Origin of the sequence: Caulobacter sp. CCNWLW153 (assembly GCF_036889365.1) — a bacterium.
GTDB lineage: Bacteria > Pseudomonadota > Alphaproteobacteria > Caulobacterales > Caulobacteraceae > Caulobacter > Caulobacter radicis.
This window is the reverse complement of the sequence record NZ_JBAKFV010000001.1, coordinates 718,587-735,676: the sequence shown is the minus strand read 5'-3', so window position 1 is coordinate 735,676 and position 17,090 is coordinate 718,587. Positions and strand designations below refer to the sequence as shown.

Genomic DNA, 17,090 nt, shown 5'->3' with positions numbered 1-17,090 from the left:
CCTTCCCCGCGAAGGCGGGGATGCTCGGAATTGAGAGCGCAGAACCAAGATAATCGCCAGACGCCTCGATAACGCCGGTCGGCCACGTTTCGGCCAAGCTCACGCGGATCATTCAGTCCCGGACACTGATCGAGGGGCTTTTCGCATGACCGCCGGCAAGACTTCCGCCCGCTCGCACCTGCTGGAATGGGCCAGGACGCTGGCGGTGACAGCCGCCATCGTGCTCGTGCCGCGCACGGTGCTGTGCCAGCCCTTCACGATCCCGTCGGCCTCGATGGAGCCGACGCTGCTGATCGGCGACTACATCCTGGTCAACAAGTTCGCCTACGGCTGGAGCCGCCATTCGGCGCCGCTGAGCCCGGCGATCGGGCACGGGCGGCTGATGGGGCGAGAGCCCGCGCGTGGCGACGTGGTGGTTTTCAAGAAGCCGGGCGACGGCCGCACCGACGTCATCAAGCGGCTGGTCGGCCTGCCCGGCGACGAACTTCAGATGGTCGACGGGGTGCTGCGCATCAACGGAACGCCCGTGGCCCAGCAGCCGCTGGGGACCCGGATCGAGGAGACGCCGTTCGGCGTGCTGCCGGCCGAACGCTTCGCCGAGACCCTGCCGGGCGGCAGGACCCACCTGGTCAACAGCTACGGCCCGCGTACGGCGGCAGGCAACACGGCGGCCTATCGCGTGCCCGAGGGCTGCTATTTCGTGATGGGCGACAATCGCGACAACTCGCTCGACAGCCGCTTCGACCCCGGCCCCATACCGGCCGGCGAGGCCCGCTGCGCCTGGAACCCGGCCGTGGACGTGAACCTGCCCGCCCAGACCGGCATGGGCTTCGTGCCGTTCGAGAACCTGGTGGGCCGCGCCGAGGTGTTGCTGTTCTCGTGGGAGGCCGGCGCCGGACCGCGATGGAATCGCTCGTTCCGACGGCTGTGAATCGGTGACCTAGCGGCGGGAATCGGCGTTCCAGCGCGCGGATTTCCACCCAAGCCGGTTCGGGCCTATCCCGCCGTTCACGGAAAATCCGTGCTCATCCGGGCATGGCGTGCATTCGCCAGCGCATCAGGACAGCGCGATCAATCGGCGTGAAATCAGTCACTTAGGCGGTGGTTTCTGACATCGTCTCCGATCTCGATTTCAAAGAACGCCGGTCGCTGCAATTCACTTGACCTTAACCAAGAACACCTAGAGAACATTCGAAAGGTTTGCGGTTTGTTCCGCGACGACTTGCGAGGCCGTCATGCTCACCCGCAAGCAGCACGAGCTGCTGATGTTCATCCACGAACGGATCAAGGAGACCGGCGTCTCCCCCTCTTTCGACGAGATGAAGGAGGCCCTGGACCTGGCGTCGAAGTCGGGCATCCACCGGCTGATCACGGCCCTGGAAGAGCGCGGCTTCATCCGTCGCCTGGCTCACCGGGCCCGGGCGCTGGAGGTGGTGAAGCTGCCGCAGCAGGCCACCACGGCCGCCCCGCCCAAGGGCCGCGGCGCGTTCCGCCCGCAGGTGCTTGAGGGCGGCGGTCCGGCCCCGTCGGCTCCTGCCCCGCTCGCGCCCCTGCCCGACACCAGCCGCGAGCTGCCGATCCTGGGCCGCATCGCCGCCGGCACGCCGATCGACGCCATCCAGCATGAACGCGACCGCCTGCCGGTGCCCGAGACCATGCTGGGCGGCGGCGAGCACTACGTCCTCGAGGTGCAGGGCGACTCGATGATCGAGGCCGGCATCCTCGACGGCGACTATGTGATCATCCGCAAGGGCGACACAGCCAACAGCGGCGAGATCGTCGTTGCTCTGGTCGGGGAGGAAGCCACCCTCAAGCGCCTGCGCAAGAAGGGCGGCTCGATCGCCCTGGAAGCGGCCAACCCCAAGTACGAGACCCGGATCTTCGGTCCCGACCAGGTCGAGGTGCAGGGCAAGCTGGTGGGCCTGATCCGCCGCTATCACTGACGGCGGCCGTCACCAGGCAAGACGCGCGAGGCGCGGGTGTCGAAAGGCGCTCGCGCCTTGCTTGCGTCTGGAGCGCCCCTTAAGGCTCGATGCATTGTTGCTCTGGGGAATAGCCATGATGCTCCTGCTGCTGGCCACGCAGGCCGCCGCCGTCGCGCCGCCGACAGGCGAACCGGTTCTGACGCTCGCCGAGGTCGGGCTGCACAGGGGCCGCTGGCCCTTCACCGGCTACTATCCCGACCGCGCCGTACGCGGCGGCGTCTCGGCGCAGACGACCGCCCTCTGCCGCGTGGCCGCCGCCGGCGCCCTGGCCGATTGTCGCATCGAGGCGGTGGAAGCCGTCGACTACGGCTTTGACCAGGCGACACTGAAGCTGCTGGCGGGCGCGAGCACCGACGCTGTCACCCGGGGCGGCGCGCCCACCGAGGGTCGCCAATTGCGCGTGTCGCTCAGCTTCAAGGTCACCCGTAGCGGCGCGACGCGGGTCACGGCCCGCTGAACGCATATTTGTCTGAGTTAATCGAAGCTGCTACTTCAGGCTCAAGGCCGTGCGGCGCGTCGTGCAAGACGCGCCGCGCCATCGGTCGATCGGAGGAGCACCCATGTCCTACGCGCCCATTGCGTCTCTCAGCGCAGCCCTCTGCCTTGCGCTCGGCCTCGGCGCCGCCGCCCAGCCGATCACCCAGCGGTTCAGCGCAGATCCCTCGCCGCACGTGTTCGGCGACACGGTCTATGTCTACGCCACGGACGACGCCTCGAACTCGGGCAAGTACTGGGACTCGACGTCCTGGCGGCTCTACAGCTCCAAGGACCTGAAGACCTGGAGCGACGACGGGGCGTTCCTGGACGTGACGGTGTTCAAGTGGGCCAGGCCCGACGCCAAGGCCTGGGCGCCGGGCGCGGTCGAGCGCGGCGGCCAGTATTACTTCTACGCACCCGTCGGCGGCGACAAGATCGGCGTGGCCGTGGCCGATCGGCCCCAGGGCCCGTTCAAGGACGCCATCGGCGCGCCGCTGGTCGACAAGGCCCGCGACGCCAATGCCGGCGACGAGCCGATCGACCCGCAGGTGCTGATCGACGACGACGGCCAGGCCTACATGCTGTTCGGCACCCGGGTTCCCAAGATCGTGCGGCTGGGCGCCGACATGGCCTCGCTGGCCGGCCCGATCGAGAACCTCGTGGTCACCGGCTATCCGGCCGACGATCCGAAGAAGAAGTACGGCGAGGCGCCGTTCCTGCATAAGCGGGACGGCCTCTACTATTTCAGCTTCTCGACCGGCTGGCCGGGCCAGATCGTCTATGCGACGGCGAAGTCGCCGATGGGTCCCTATGCCTATCGCGGCGTGATCCTCGACTACCTGCCGATCTCGACCAACCACCAGGCCATCATCGAGCGCGACGGCCGGTGGTGGTTCTTCTATCACGACAAGCTGCTGCCCGGCGGCGGCGACCATCGGCGCTCGATCACGCTGGCGCCGCTGAGCTACGGCGACGACGGCGCGATCCTGCCGATCAAGCGGCCGTAGGGCCCTTCGACAAGCTCAGGGTGAGGACCATTCACAGACCTGGCTCTTGGAAAAACCTCATCCTGAGCCCGTCGAAGGACGAGGTTTTCGTCTCAGATCCTGAACGTCGGTCGCGCCTAGACCAGAAGCTCCCTGGCCGCCGCCTCGAAGCCGGCCCAGGCGGCCGCGGCCAGCGCCGCCCCCGTGCTGGCCCGGCGCACGCCCAGGCCCGGCAGGTCGGCCACCTTCATGTCGGGTCCCCACAGCAGCACGTTGACCGGCTTTGGGGCGACGGCCGCGACGATGGCGGCGATGTCGTCGTACCGGGTCACGCCCGGGGCGTAGAGACAGTCGGCGCCGGCTTCCGAATAGGCCACGAGGCGCTCGATGGTGGGCGCCAGGTCGTCGCGGCCGATCAGGAAGCCCTCGGTGCGGCCCACAAGCATGACGTCCTGGCCCGAGGCGTCGATGGCCGCCCGGGCGGCGGCCAGGCGCTCGACGGCGATATCCAGGGCGTAGAGGTCCGCGCCCACGCGGTCCTCGATGGAAATGCCCGCCACCCCGGTCTCGACCGCGCGGGCGACATTGGCGGCCACGCCCTCGGCGGTCTCGGCGAAGCCGGCCTCGAAGTCGGCGTTGACCGGCAGGTCGGTGGCGGCGACCAGCAGGCGCAGGTGCTCGATCACCTCGTCGGCGCTGACCTCACCGTCGGCGCGTCCCCAGGACCAGGCCATGCCGGCGCTGGTCGAGGCCAGGGCCTTGAAGCCGAGCTTTTGCAGGCGATGGGCGCCGCCGGCGTCCCACGGATTGGGCAGCACGAAGAAGCCGTCCTGGTGCAGGGCGCGGAAGGCCGCGCGGCGGGCGGCGAAGGTGGCGTTCGTCATCGGTCCTGGCTCTCCAAACGAGTCGTCGCCGCCAGATAGCCGCGGCGGCGCGGCATCATCCGCCCGGTTCTTGCGCAATCGTGTCAGCAGTCGTGGTCCAGGGCCGCCGGCCGCGCCCCGGCGTGGTCCAGACGATCCACCAGCCGTCGCGCTTGCGCCAGAGTTCGGCCGCGCCGCCGGCGGCGAAATCCTCGCCCGCCAGCACGACAGCGTCATGACAGGCGGCCGGCAGGGTCGCGGGCCTCGGGCCGCGCAGGATCACGACCTCGGCGCCGACGCAGAGTTGCTCAAGGGCCTCGGCGGCCGGGGCGCGGCGGGTCCAGGACAGGCTGGCGGCGACGGGAGCCCCCTGCCCCGGCCGGCATGAGGTGCGGTCGCAGGCGAAACCGCCGCCGTCGACGGGGGTCAGGCCGCGTCGGCGGGCCCAGAGCTCGGCGCCGAAGCGGCGCGCGTCGGGGCGTAGCAGCACCGCATCCTCGCCGCGGCGGGCGACGGCCGTGGCGCCGTCGGCGGCGATCCAGAGGTCGGGCGCGGCGGGACGCGGCCACAGGGCCACGGCCAGGAACAGCGGAACACCCAGCCAGCGCAGGCGGCCCTTCCACAGGCACAGCAGCATGACGCCGAGGAACGACAGCACCAGGGTGAAGCCCGGGGCGCTGGCCACGGTCTGCTGGGCGCCGTGGGCGCTGGCGAACCAGCGGGCGACGGCGGTCATGGCCTCGATGCCCCAACCGGCCACGGCCAGGAACGGTCCGCCAAGGCCCAGGGGCTCCAGCGCCGCGCCGACCGCCAGGAACGGCATGATCACGAACGACGACAGCGGCGAGACCACCAGGTTGGCCGGCAGCCCCCAGATGGCCACGCGGTTGAAGTGCTGCATGGCGAACGGCCCCGTCGCCAGGCCCGCCACGAAGCTGGCGCCGACGCTGATCGCCAGCCAGGCCAGGGCGGATTGGCTGAAGCGGATCGGCCAGGGCACCTGGATCTCGCGCGGCTGGCGGGGCCAGGCCTCGGCCAGGGCCACCAGGGCGGCGGTGGCGGCGAATGACATCTGGAACCCCGCCGCGCCCGCCTGCTCGGGCTGGGCCACGAGGATGATCAGCGCCGCCAGGGCCAGGCCGTGCAGGCTGACGGCCTGGCGGTCGGCGAGGATGGCCAGGAACGCCACGCCCGCCGTGATCGCCGCGCGCAGGGCGGGCGGCGGCGCGCCGGAGACGATGAGATAGGCGCCGACGGCCGCGAGACCCGCCAGGGCGGCGATCTTCTTGCCCGGAAAGCGCAGGGCCGCCCACGGCCAGGCGGCGATCAACAGCCGCACGGCCGCGAACACGAAGCCGCCGACGATGGCCATGTGCAGGCCCGATATGGAGAGGATGTGGGCCAGGCCCGAGGCGCGCATGGCCTCGGTCTGCTCAGGACTGACCCAGGCCTCGTGGCCGGTGACCATGGCCGCGGCGATGCCGCCGCTCTCGGGTCCCAGCCTTTCGACGATCCGCGAGGCCAGGCTCCAGCGCATGGCGTTGATGGCCATGGAGAGGCGCAGGCGCCAGGGCGGCGCGTCGAGCGCGGCCTCCTCGATCTCGCCGACCGTGAAGCCGACGCCGCCTATGCCGTTGAACCAGGCGTCGCGGGCGAAGTCGTGGGATCCGGGCGCGGCCGGCGGCGGCGGGGCCGACAGCATGGCCCGCAGGCGCAAGCTCGATCCCGGCGGCGGCGCCTCGGCGCCTTCGGGCAGGCTCACGCGGATGCGAGTCGGGGTGGCGGCCGGCGAAAGCCGCGAGATCGAAACGGGCGCGATCAGCAGGCGCGGCCCGGCCGCCCCCGGCGAAACCACGTCGACGACGAATCCATCGACCACCCGAACGCCCCGCTCGACGGGCATGACCGGCGCGGCGACGCGGTCGCAGCGAACCTTGCCGGCCAGCGCGCCAGCGGCGGCGAAGGCCATCAGGGTCAGCGGCACGGCCAGGCCGCTCCAGCGCGTCCAGCCCCGGCTCCAGACCGCCAGGACGCCCAGCGCCAGGGACACGAGGGCCAGCAGCGACCAACTGGGCTCGGCCTTCAGCTGCAGATAGGCGGCCGCGCCGAGGGCGAAGGCCACCGGGCTCCACAACATCCATCGGGCGGCGTTGAGCCGCGTCTCGTCGATCAGTTGTGTGACAAAGGTTGCGGGACTAGGACACCTTCGAACGGCCGTGCTAAGACGCGCCGCCCAACGGCCGGCGCGTGCGTCGCGCGCCGTCGGGCCTCCCGCCGCCCCCGCGGCCTCCAGACCGTCAGCTTCGAAGCCTATGTCCAGTTCCTCCCCCGCCCCCAGCGGCGTCGTCACCCGCTTCGCCCCGTCGCCGACCGGCTTCCTGCATATCGGCGGCGCCCGTACGGCGCTGTTCAACTGGTTATATGCACGCCATACGGGAGGGAAGTTCCTTATTCGCGTCGAGGACACCGACCGCGAGCGCTCGACCGACGCCGCGGTGGCCGCGATCTTCGAGGGCCTGGACTGGCTGGGCCTGAAGTCGGACGAGGAGCCGATCTTCCAGTTCAGCCGCGCCGACCGTCACCGCGAAGTGGTGCAGGAGCTGCTGGCCAAGGGCCGCGCCTATCGCTGCTGGATGACCGTGGAAGAGCTGGAAGCCGCCCGCGAGAAGGCCCGCGCCGAAGGCCGCGCCATCCGCTCGCCGTGGCGCGACGCCCCGCCGCCGGCCGATCCGTCCGCGCCGCACGTCATCCGCTTCAAGGGCCCGCTGGACGGCGAGACCCTGGTCGACGACATGGTCAAGGGCCCGGTGACCTTCCGCAACATCGAGCTCGACGACCTTGTCCTTCTGCGCAACGACGGGGCGCCGACCTACAACCTCGCCGTGGTGGTCGACGACCACGACATGGGCGTGACCCACGTGATCCGCGGCGACGACCACCTGAACAACGCCGCCCGCCAGAGCCTGATCTACAAGGCGATGGAATGGGACGTGCCGGCCTTCGCCCACATCCCGCTGATTCACGGGCCGGACGGCGCCAAGCTCTCCAAGCGCCACGGAGCGCAGGCCGTCGGCGAGTTCGCCGACATGGGCTACATCCCCGAGGGCCTGCGCAACTACCTGGCGCGCCTGGGCTGGGGCCATGGCGACGACGAGGTGTTCAACGACGAGCAGGCGATCAGCTGGTTCGACGTCAAGGACGTCGTGAAGGCCCCTGCCCGCCTGGACTGGGCCAAGCTGAACTTCATCAACAGCCAGCACCTGCGCCAGGCCGACGACGCGCGCCTGACCGCGCTGACGCTAAAGGCCCTGACCGCCGCCGGGACCGACCTGCCGGCCGACGCCGAGGCGCGCATCGCCTCGACCGTTCCGCAAGTCAAGGAAGGCGCCAAGACCATCCTGGAGTTGGGCGAGCACGTGGCCTTCGCGCTGAAGGTGCGCCCGCTGACGCTCGAGGAAAAAACCGCCAAGCAGCTTTCCGAGGAAACGGTCGCGCGCCTCGCACGACTTCGTGAACATCTCGCCGCCGCCCCGGTGTGGGGCGTCGCGGAACTCGAGGCGCTGTTGAAATCGTTTGCTGAATCCGAGGCCGTGGGCTTTGGAAAGTTCGGTCCGCCGCTGCGTGGGATCCTCACCGGCGGGGCCCAGGCGCCTGACCTGAACAAGATCATGGCGGCCCTGGGACGGGACGAGTCTCTCGGTCGGCTTGACGATGCGCTGGCGTCGCGCGCATGAGGCGCTATAACGCACCCGCGAAATGCAAAACTGGACTGATCGTACCACTATTGAAAGGGTCTCTCGCATGACCGACAAAGCCACGCTGACGATCGGCGACAAGAGCTACGACCTGCCGATCCTCAAGGGCAGCACGGGTCCGGACGTTCTGGACATCCGAAAGGTCTACGGCGAAAGCGACCATTTCACCTTCGACCCGGGCTTCACCTCGACCGCCTCGTGCGAGAGCAAGATCACCTATATCGACGGTGACGCCGGCGTTTTGCTGCACCGCGGTTATCCGATCGACCAGCTCGCCGAGAAGTCGTCGTTCCTCGAAGTCTGCCACCTGCTGCTGAACGGCGAACTGCCGACGGCCGCCGAACTGGCCAAGTTCGAGAACAACATCACCTACCACACGATGCTGCACGCGCAGTTCGACCGGTTCTTCGAAGGCTTCCGTCGCGACGCCCACCCGATGGCCGTCATGACCGGCGCCGTGGGCGCTCTGTCGGCCTTCTACGCCGACAGCATGAACGTCGACGACGCCCGTGAACGCGAAATAAGCGCTCATCGCCTGATCGCGAAGATGCCGACGATCGCCGCCCGCGCCTACAAGTACACGATCGGCCAGCCGTTCGTGACGCCGCGCAACGATCTGTCGTACTCGGAAAACTTCCTGCGCATGTGCTTCTCGGTCCCGGCCGAGGACTGGAAGCCGAACCCGGTCCTGACCCGCGCCATGGACCGCATCTTCATCCTGCACGCCGACCACGAGCAGAACGCCTCGACCTCGACCGTCCGTCTGGCCGGTTCGTCGGGCGCTCACCCGTTCGCCTGCATCGCCGCCGGCATCGCCTGCCTGTGGGGCCCGTCGCACGGCGGCGCCAACCAGGAAGCCCTGGAGATGCTCGAGCAGATCGGTACGGTCGACAAGATCCCCGAGTTCATCGAGGGCGTGAAGGCGCGCAAGCACAAGCTGATGGGCTTCGGCCACCGCGTGTACAAGAACTTCGACCCGCGCGCGAAGGTCATGCAGAAGACCTGCCACGAGGTCCTCGGCCAGCTGGGCATCAACGACCCGCTGCTCGAAGTGGCCATGGAGCTGGAAAAGATCGCGCTGAGCGATCCGTTCTTCATCGAACGCAAGCTGTACCCGAACATCGACTTCTACTCGGGCATCACGCTGCGCGCGATGGGCTTCCCGACCAACATGTTCACCGTGCTGTTCGCCCTGGCCCGCACCGTTGGCTGGATCAGCCAGTGGAAGGAAATGTTCGAGGATCCCACCCGCAAGATCGGTCGCCCGCGTCAGCTCTACACGGGCTCGACCCAGCGCGACTACATCGACGTCGAAAAGCGCGGCTAAGCGCTTTTCCGGCTTCGGAAATGAAAAGGCCCCGGGAAACCGGGGCCTTTTTGTTTGTGGCTGTGGGGCCACCAAGCTCCTCCCTCGCGTAGCGGGGGAGGTGGCGCGCTGCGGATACGCAGCGTGACGGAGGGGGCGAGGGACGGAGCGCCGTGCGCGCCGCCGCCCCCTCCACCGCTTCGCGGTCCCCCTCCCCCGTTTCACGGGGGAGGAGATGTCTTTAGAACCTCAAGCCCACGATCAGGCCCGCATAGGTCTGGTCGTCGGCCATGCCGGTCTGCTTGAGGAACGTGCCCGAGGTGGTGTGGTTGAGGATCCCGGTCACGGTGACGAACGGCGAGACGGCGTAGCTGGCGAAGGCCGCCTGGCGCCAGCCGACATAGTGTGCCGTGCCTTCCAGCCCGCCGCGCAGCACCTGGCCGCCCAGGCCGTAGAGGCCGTCCTCGTCGCTCTGGCGCCACAGGCCCGCCACCTGCAGGCCGGCGGTCAGCTTGGGCGTGGGCTTGAAGGTCAGCTGCGGCTGGATCGCCACCATGTTGGTGATGCCAAAGTCGGTGCGGAGCGAGATCGGCTGCGGGAACATCTGGGCATAGGAATTCAGCTTGCCGTCGGTGCGGTCCTTGTCGCCCGAGGCGGCCTCCAGGCGCAGGCCCAGGCGCGGCGACCAGGGGGCCTTGAAGGTGTAGCCGCCCATGGCCGAGACGTACCAGGCCGAGACGTCGAGGTCGCGGTACGTCCCGTCCTGGTAGACGCCCTCCAGGTCGTAGTCCCACTGCCCGTAGCGGCCGGCCAGGCGGGCCGAATAGGAGCCGCGCCGGTCGCGGCCGCCGGCGACGCTGTCATAGACCGCGCCGCGCTTGTCGCTGTTGACGTAGAGCAGTTCCAGCTTGGGCGCCGTCGGCCCCTGCCCCAGCGTGCGCGAGGCGGTGACGCCGGCCAGGCGATAGTCGAAGTTGGTGGCGTCGTCCCACGAGGTCTTGGCCTCGCGCAGGGCGTAGCCGTAGAAGGCGCCGCCGCTCCAGCCGCTTTTGCGGTCGACCAGCACGCGGGCCATGTCGAACGAGGTGCGGCTGTTGGCGCCCTCGCGCATGTCGAACAGCCGGTAGGCGCCCAGACCCAGCTCCTGGCGGCCGACGCGCAGGCGGACCTTGGCGTCGCCGACCTCGGCGTTGGTCTCCAGGAAGGCCTGGTGCAGGTCCCAGCGGCTGACCTCGATCGGCGGCTCGCCGCTGTCGAGATCGATGCTGCGGGCGTCCTGCACGTCGACGAAGGCGCGAAGGCGCTGGCCCATGTGCAGGTCGGCCCACAGGCGGGTGCGGGTCTGGGCGTTGCCGTCCTCGTCCTGGGCGCCGCGCCCGAAGCGCTCGTTGCCGCGGTCTTCGAGGCGCAGGCGGAACTCGCCGCCAAGGCTGAGATAGCTGGTCTCGCCGACGGGGATGTATTTCAGCTTCGACCAGGGCGTGGCGCGCTTGGCCGGGTCGGCCAGATAGCTCCAGTCCTCGTCGTGATTGATCAGCTTGAAGGCGGGCGCCTTGGTCGCGGCCGGCGGCGGCACGTTGCCTGGCGACGGCGCGTTCTGGGCGGGGATCGGCACGACGCGGTCTTGAGCCTGGGTGGCGATCGGGGCGTCGGCAACGGGCGCAAGCAAGGCGGCCGCGGCCACAGTGGTCAGCAGCATGGGTTTCCTCCAGAGGGCGCGGTTGGCTCCGCGCTCTTTGGTTCTTGGTTTTAGGGGATGGGTTTACTCGGCGTCGGGCTGGGCCGACGGGACGGCGGACTTGAAGGCGTCAAGCTCGAGGCAGGCGGCCTCGATGTCGGTCAGGCGGCTCCAGCGCAGGGGAACGCCGAACCGGCGGGCGTTGCCCAGTTGCGGCACCAGCACCAGGTCGGCCAGGCCCGGCGCGTCGCCGAAGGCGAAGCGGCCCGACTGGCCGGCCAGCAGCTTGTCGACCGCGTCGAGGCCTTCCTCGATCACGCCGGCCGCCCAGCCCTGGACGGCGGTCTCGTCGAGGCCGAGCTCACGCAGGCGGGCCAGGACTTTCAGGTTCTGCACCGGGTGGATGTCGCAGGCGATGGCCTGGGCCACGGCCCGGACCTGGGCCTTGGCGAACGGATCGGCCGGCAGCAGCGGCGGCTGCGGATGGATTTCGTCGAGATATTCGACGATGGCCAGGGACTGGGTCAGCACCCGGCCGTCATCGAGGGCCAGGGCCGGCAGCAGGCCCTGCGGGTTGATCGCCAGAAAGGCCGGCGCCCGCTGCTCGCCCCGACGCAGGTGGTGGAACACCTGGTCGGCGGGCAGGCCCTTGAGGCCCAGGGCGATCCGCACGCGCCACGACGCGGTCGAACGAAAATAGCCGTGCAGGATCATGGCGGTGTCAGACTCCGGACTTCTTGCGCACGCCGCCGAGGATGAAGACGGCGAGCGAGGCGACGAGGGCGGGAACCACGGCGGTCAGGATGATCGAACCGGGGGCCCACTTGTTGGCGAGGAGCGCGCCGCCCACGAGCGGGCCGACGATGGCGCCGACGCGGCCGACGCCCAGGGCCCAGCCCACGCCGGTGGCGCGGATGGCGGTGGGATAGACCGATGCGGCCAGGGCGTTGCAGCCGATCTGGGCGCCGACGACGCCAAAGCCCGACAGCGCCGCGCCGACCAGCAGGGTCGTCAGGTGCGTGCCGCCCACGGCGATGACGGCGATGAAGGCGGCCGAAGCCGCATAGGCCGCGCCGAGCACGATATAGGGGCTGAAGCGGTCGATCAGGCGGCCCAGGGCGATGGCGCCGACCACGCCGCCAAGGTTCAGGGTGGCGGTCGACAGGATGGCCATCGACAGCGGCAGGCCAGCGCCCTTCAGCAGGGTCGGCAGCCAGTTGACCAGGAAGTACATGACCAGCAGGTTCATGAAGAACGCGACCCACAGCAGGCCCGTGACCGGCGCGCGGCCCTGGGTGAACAGCTGGGCGACAGAGAAGCCCTTGGGGGCCTCGGCCTGCTCGCTGCGCAGGTGGGCGACGAACTCGGCGGTCGAGGCCTGCGCGTCGATGCGGCGGACGATCGGGGCGATCTTGCTTTCCGGCGCGCCCTTGGCGACCAGGAAGCGCACCGACTCCGGCAGCATGACCATCAGCACCGGCACGAGCAGCAGCGGCAGCAAGCCGCCGAGCACGAACACCGAGTGCCAGCCGAACTGGTCGATCAGGCCGGTCGACAGCACCCCGCCCAGGGTCGAGCCCAGCGGGAAGCCGCAGAACATCACCGTCACCAGCGTGGCGCGCAGCCGCTCGGGGGCGTACTCGCTGGTCAGGGCGATGATGTTGGGCATGGCCGCGCCCAGGCCGATGCCCGTGAGAAAGCGGTAAGCCAGCAGCTCGTTCATCGTATCCGAGGTCGCCGTCAGCAGGGCGAACAGGCCGAAGATCACGGTCGAGATCAGGATGATGGTCTTGCGGCCGAACTTGTCGGCGGCGGGGCTGAGCAGGAAGGCGCCGACGGTCAGGCCCAGCAGGCCCACGGCGAAGATCGGGCCGAAGGCGGCCGGGGTCAGGCCCCAGTCCTCGGCGATGCGCGGGGCCACATAGGCGATGGCCTGGGTGTCGAACCCGTCGAGCATGGCGATGATGGCGCAGAGCGCGGTGACGCCGAACTGCAGCGAACCGAACTTCGCCCGGTCGACAACGGCGTTGCCCGCCGTCGCTTCAAGAGTAGCCATTGTCGTTTCCTCTAAGAGGGGGCGGCTCTGTTGGCCGCTCCCCTCGTCCCTAGTCTTGGTGTGTCGCGATCAAGCCGCGGGCGGTCCGACCGTGATGTTCAGCGGGGCCAGGCCCGCGATGGTGACGACCATCGCGTCGCCCTCGACCACGGCGCCGACGCCGGCCGGGGTGCCGGTGTAGATCAGGTCGCCCGGCTCGATGCGGTAGAGGCCCGAGAGGTAGGCGACGATGTCGGCCACCGGCCAGATCAGGTCGGCGAGGTCGGCCTGCTGCTTGGTCTGCCCGTTCACCGTCAGCTTGATCTCGCCCTTGGTCGGATCAAAGCCCTCGCCGGCCTTCTGGATGACGCCCAGCGGCGAGGACTGCTCGACGTTCTTTCCGGTATCCCAGGGGCGGCCCTGGGCGCGGGCTTCCAGCTGCAGGTCGCGGCGGGTCATGTCGAGGCCCGTGGCGTAGCCCCAGACGTGATCCAAGGCGTCTTCCACGGCGATGTCGCGACCGGTCTTGCCGATGGCGACGACCAGTTCGGCCTCGTAGTGGAAGTCCTTGGTCTTCTGCGGATAGGCGATCGTCGCGCCGTCCGGCACGACCGTCTCGGCCCAGGCGGTGAAGAAGAACGGCGGCTCGCGATCGGGATCGCGGCCCATCTCGCGGGCGTGGGCGGCGTAGTTGCGGCCGACGCAGAAGATGCGGCGGACCGGGAAGTCGTCGCCGGTGGAGGTGGCGGCCAGGACCGGCGCCAGGGGTTCGAAGATCAGGCTCACAGGTTTTCTTCCTTGTAGAGGTTCAGCTTTTCCTGGCAGGCCTTGTCGGAGTAGCCGAACAGGACGAGCTGGCTTTGGGCCTTGAAACGGACCGTCTTCCACGACGGGACGACGAGGATTTCGCGGGGGCTAAGAGCGATGGTCTCGCCCTCGACGACGGCCTGCCCCTCCCCTTCGACGACCACGAAGATCGTGCCGTCGGTCGAGCGGCGGTCGCGGGTCTCGAACCCCGCCGGCATCAGCCGCACATGCGCCGAGATGGTCGACATGATCGGCCCGCCGTTGACGGGGTTGAGGAATTCCAGGGCGTGGCCCAGGTGCGGATCGATCTCCGCGCCCTTGGCCATGGCGTCCAGCGCCGGTCGCCACTCCGCATAGGGATAGTGGAACAGCGGCTGGTGGGCCGGACGGCGGTCGGCCGTGTGCCCTTTCAACGGACGCATGTTGCGGCCGTAGCGGTTGAGGCTGTCGCCGGCTGGAACCTGCTCGGGGAACTGGTCCTCGCTGTAGCCCTCGGCAAAGCTGGCGTCGAAGTGGCGGACGGTGGGGATGTCCAGCCCGTCGAGCCAGATCATCGGCTTGGCTGTCGGGTTGCCGTGGTCGTGCCACTGGCCGCCCGGAGTGAGCACCAGGTCGAAGGGCCGCATCACGGCCTTCTCGCCGTCCACCGAGGTGTAGGCGTCCTCGCCTTCCAGCACGAAGCGCAGCGCGCATTGGGCGTGGCGGTGGGCGGGCGCGATCTCGCCCGGCAGGATCAGCTGCAGGCCGGCGTAGAGGCTCGGCGTGATGCTCGACAAACCGCCGAGCCCCGGGTTTTCCAGGATCAGCACACGCCTTTCGGCCTGCTTGGCGCTGATCAGGTCGCCGGCCCGCATCAGGTAGTCCCGGGCGCTGTCATAGGACCACTTGTGGACCTTGGCCGGCGAGTCCGGCTGGGGCAGCACCAGGGCGCTCAGTTTTTCCCAGAGCGGATAGAGGCCTTCGGGCTCCATCTGCTCGTACAGCGCATCGAGCTGGCTGCGCTGGTCGTTGCGAAGCACCGTCTCCATCAGGCGGCTCCCGGCAGGCCGACGTGCAGCAGGCCGCCTTCCAGCTTCACCGGGAAGGTGCGCACGGCCACCGAGCACGGCGCGCCGACGGCCGCGCCGGTCTTCACGTTGAACGTGCCCTGGTGCAGCGGGCATTCGATGAGCTCGCCGTCGAGGAAGCCGTCGGCGAGGCTGGCCTGGCCGTGGGTGCAGAGGTCGGCGGTGGCGTAGTACGCACCGTCGACGGCGTAGAGGGCCACCTTCAGGCCGCCGACCGTGGCGGCGGCGACGCCGAACTCTTCGAGGTCGGACGGGGGAACGGCGGGCGCCCAGGTCAGCGCCGCGTTGTCGATGACGTCGGTCATACGGGGTACACCAAGCTGTTGGGAAGCATTTCGGAGTCGAAGACCACCACGCGCTCGGCGAAGCGCAGGCGGCCCTCGTCGGCCACGATCAGGTCGTGGCAGACCGCCGAGAGGACGATCTCCGAAGGCTTGTCGATCAAGGTCTGGACGAGCAGCAGGTTGTGGCGCGTGCGCACCCCGCCGTTCTCTTCGCCCCCCAGCCCAGAAATGATCCGCGGGGCGGTCGGGAAGCGGCGGTAATAGCGCGGCGCGTACATCTGGGTGCGGGTCAGGCCCGTCACCCGGTCCTTCAGCATGCCGCGGCTTTCGGCCTGCATGGTGCTGAGGGTGTAGCCGGCCTCGAAGTTCTCGCGCGGGATCACCCGATAGAGGCAGTCCTGCATGAAGAACTCGGGCCAGTCGTGCAGGCGCACCTCGTCCAGGGTTCCATAGTAGTCGTCGTAGAGGTCGCGGATCGCATCGCGCGTGATCGCGGCCGGACGGTCGATCAGGGTCGTGCTCACAGGCCCATCACCTTTCGCCAGTAACGGTACATGCCGCGCACGGCCGTTTCGGTGACCTGGTGGTCGGTGCTCTCGATGGCCCGGCCGCCCATCTGCAGGATCATGTGCGCGTCGGGAGAGGGCGTGGCGCCCTGCTGGGTCATCTCCAGCACCTCGCCGTCGTCGGCCGAGACGAAGCCGGCCGGACCAAAGAGGTTGGCCTGGCGCGTGCGGCGCAGGCGCATCTCCGGCGTGTCGTCGGCGTAGCACCAGTGGGTCCAGTGGAAGTCGAACCCGTCCGGCCCCTTGGGCACGATCTGGCGGGTGGTCAGCGAGTTGACCTGCTGTTGCAGGATCACGCTGGGGAAGATGGTGATCATGCCCACCGTCTCCTCGCCCGGGAATTCCTGCACCACGTCCATGACGCGCGGATCCTCGAGCACCAGGTCGCCCTGGAAGTTGCGGATGTCGGCCATGGCCTCGGTCTTTTCCTGTTCGCCCTTGCGGGAGATCAGGATGCCGTGGCGGCCCTCGTCGTCGATATCGACGGCCGACTTCTGGTCGGCGCGGAACAGGCCGAAGGTGGCGAAGAACACATGCAGCAGGCCCGCGTGGTACGGGTCCTTGATGTTCTCCTGCATCTGCTTCCAGTTGGCCGGAATGTGCTGGCGGTTGTAGCCCAGCACTTCCAGCTTCCGGCCGTCGTAGACGCGCGTGTAGTGCTTCCAGAACTTCTCGCCGAGATAGTCCCGAAAGGCTGGGGTCTCTTCGGAGAAGGTGGCCCAGACGACGCCGTTGACTTCCTCGACGCGCAGCTTGGTCAGGCCGTTCTGCTTCAGGTCGAAGTCGGCCGGCATGCCGCCCTGGCGCTTGACGCCCCGGCGGAACGGCACGCCCTGCAAGTCGCCGTTCAGGGCGTACGACCATTGGTGATACGGGCAGATCAGCTCTTCTGAGTGGCCAAAGCGCGCCTGGCAGAACTTCACGCCCTTGTGGGCGCAGCGGTTCTCGACGACCGAGATCTCGTTCTCGGCGCTGCGCACCATGACGACCGGACGCTCGCCAAGAGTGGCGGTCTTCCAGTCGCCGACATTGGGGATCTCGCACTCCAGGCCGACGTACAGCCAGTGCGGGCCGTACCAGATCTTGCGCAGCTCCTCGGCGTAGATCTCGGGGTCGGAATAGACCCAGTACGGGACGGCGGCGTCCGCATCGGCGGGCCACAGGCGGCCTTCCGGGGGACGAACGGGGATGGTCATGGGCAGCTCCCAGACGGTGGTCGAAGCGGCGATCTCACGTCGCCATTGACCCTCACCCTGTCGTGGGTTTTGATCCATGTCAAAT

16 protein-coding genes are annotated in these 17,090 nt (G+C 69.0%); 6 read left to right on the top strand and 10 right to left on the bottom strand.

The window, feature by feature from the left end; all coding sequences use genetic code 11:
* The first annotated feature begins 145 nt into the window (after positions 1-145).
* The 4 genes from lepB (at position 146) to V6S85_RS03290 (ending at position 3,469) form a co-directional block, all read left to right on the top strand.
* Entirely contained in the window at positions 146-931 is a 786-nt protein-coding gene (lepB, locus tag V6S85_RS03305; RefSeq protein ID WP_334348041.1) for a signal peptidase I, read from the top strand.
* A gap of 304 nt (positions 932-1,235) precedes the next feature.
* Complete coding sequence (gene lexA / locus V6S85_RS03300; RefSeq protein ID WP_116491375.1) at positions 1,236-1,943, top strand: transcriptional repressor LexA; 708 nt, start codon at positions 1,236-1,238, stop codon at positions 1,941-1,943.
* 115 nt (positions 1,944-2,058) lie between these two features.
* On the top strand, positions 2,059-2,442 hold the full coding sequence (locus tag V6S85_RS03295) for a hypothetical protein (RefSeq protein ID WP_334348040.1): 384 nt from the start codon (positions 2,059-2,061) through the stop codon (positions 2,440-2,442).
* Positions 2,443-2,545: 103 nt separating this feature from the next.
* Positions 2,546-3,469: a family 43 glycosylhydrolase gene (locus V6S85_RS03290; protein ID WP_334348039.1), complete on the top strand. Its 924-nt coding sequence runs from the start codon at positions 2,546-2,548 to the stop codon at positions 3,467-3,469.
* Between the two features lie 116 nt (positions 3,470-3,585).
* Here V6S85_RS03290 and V6S85_RS03285 read toward each other — a convergent pair whose 3' ends face one another.
* Together V6S85_RS03285 and V6S85_RS03280 are read right to left on the bottom strand one after the other, a co-directional pair.
* On the bottom strand, positions 3,586-4,332 hold the full coding sequence (locus tag V6S85_RS03285; protein ID WP_334348038.1) for an isocitrate lyase/PEP mutase family protein: 747 nt from the start codon (positions 4,330-4,332) through the stop codon (positions 3,586-3,588).
* Positions 4,333-4,387: 55 nt separating this feature from the next.
* On the bottom strand, positions 4,388-6,448 hold the full coding sequence (locus V6S85_RS03280) for a ComEC/Rec2 family competence protein (RefSeq protein ID WP_334348037.1): 2,061 nt from the start codon (positions 6,446-6,448) through the stop codon (positions 4,388-4,390).
* 175 nt (positions 6,449-6,623) lie between these two features.
* Here V6S85_RS03280 and gltX point away from each other — a divergent pair, with 175 nt between their 5' ends.
* Together gltX and gltA are read left to right on the top strand one after the other, a co-directional pair.
* Entirely contained in the window at positions 6,624-8,045 is a 1,422-nt protein-coding gene (gene gltX, locus V6S85_RS03275; RefSeq protein WP_116565933.1) for a glutamate--tRNA ligase, read from the top strand.
* A 67-nt stretch (positions 8,046-8,112) separates the two neighbouring features.
* Positions 8,113-9,393 carry a citrate synthase gene (gene gltA, locus V6S85_RS03270; RefSeq protein WP_116565931.1) on the top strand — a complete coding sequence of 427 codons (1,281 nt, stop codon included), beginning with the start codon at positions 8,113-8,115 and terminating at the stop codon, positions 9,391-9,393.
* Positions 9,394-9,613: 220 nt separating this feature from the next.
* Here gltA and V6S85_RS03265 read toward each other — a convergent pair whose 3' ends face one another.
* From V6S85_RS03265 to V6S85_RS03230, 8 genes are all read right to left on the bottom strand, one after another.
* Positions 9,614-11,071, bottom strand: a complete 1,458-nt coding sequence (locus V6S85_RS03265; RefSeq protein ID WP_334348036.1) for an alginate export family protein — start codon at positions 11,069-11,071, stop codon at positions 9,614-9,616.
* 63 nt (positions 11,072-11,134) lie between these two features.
* Entirely contained in the window at positions 11,135-11,764 is a 630-nt protein-coding gene (gene maiA / locus V6S85_RS03260) for a maleylacetoacetate isomerase (RefSeq protein ID WP_116565927.1), read from the bottom strand.
* Positions 11,765-11,771: 7 nt separating this feature from the next.
* The gene (locus tag V6S85_RS03255) at positions 11,772-13,106 is read right to left on the bottom strand and encodes an MFS transporter (protein WP_334348035.1); all 1,335 of its coding nucleotides are present in this window, start codon (positions 13,104-13,106) and stop codon (positions 11,772-11,774) included.
* 69 nt (positions 13,107-13,175) lie between these two features.
* Positions 13,176-13,871 (bottom strand): fumarylacetoacetate hydrolase family protein, encoded by a 696-nt coding sequence (locus V6S85_RS03250; protein WP_334348034.1) that lies wholly within the window; start codon positions 13,869-13,871, stop codon positions 13,176-13,178.
* Positions 13,868-14,920, bottom strand: a complete 1,053-nt coding sequence (gene gtdA / locus V6S85_RS03245) for a gentisate 1,2-dioxygenase (protein WP_334348033.1) — start codon at positions 14,918-14,920, stop codon at positions 13,868-13,870. The genes V6S85_RS03250 and gtdA overlap by 4 nt, the downstream gene beginning before the upstream one ends.
* Complete coding sequence (locus V6S85_RS03240) at positions 14,920-15,264, bottom strand: non-heme iron oxygenase ferredoxin subunit (protein WP_116491388.1); 345 nt, start codon at positions 15,262-15,264, stop codon at positions 14,920-14,922. Before V6S85_RS03240 ends, gtdA begins: the two co-directional genes overlap by 1 nt.
* Complete coding sequence (locus V6S85_RS03235) at positions 15,261-15,767, bottom strand: aromatic-ring-hydroxylating dioxygenase subunit beta (RefSeq protein WP_334348032.1); 507 nt, start codon at positions 15,765-15,767, stop codon at positions 15,261-15,263. The genes V6S85_RS03240 and V6S85_RS03235 overlap by 4 nt, the downstream gene beginning before the upstream one ends.
* On the bottom strand, positions 15,764-17,005 hold the full coding sequence (locus V6S85_RS03230) for an aromatic ring-hydroxylating dioxygenase subunit alpha (RefSeq protein WP_116565917.1): 1,242 nt from the start codon (positions 17,003-17,005) through the stop codon (positions 15,764-15,766). The genes V6S85_RS03235 and V6S85_RS03230 overlap by 4 nt, the downstream gene beginning before the upstream one ends.
* Positions 17,006-17,090 lie beyond the last annotated feature (85 nt).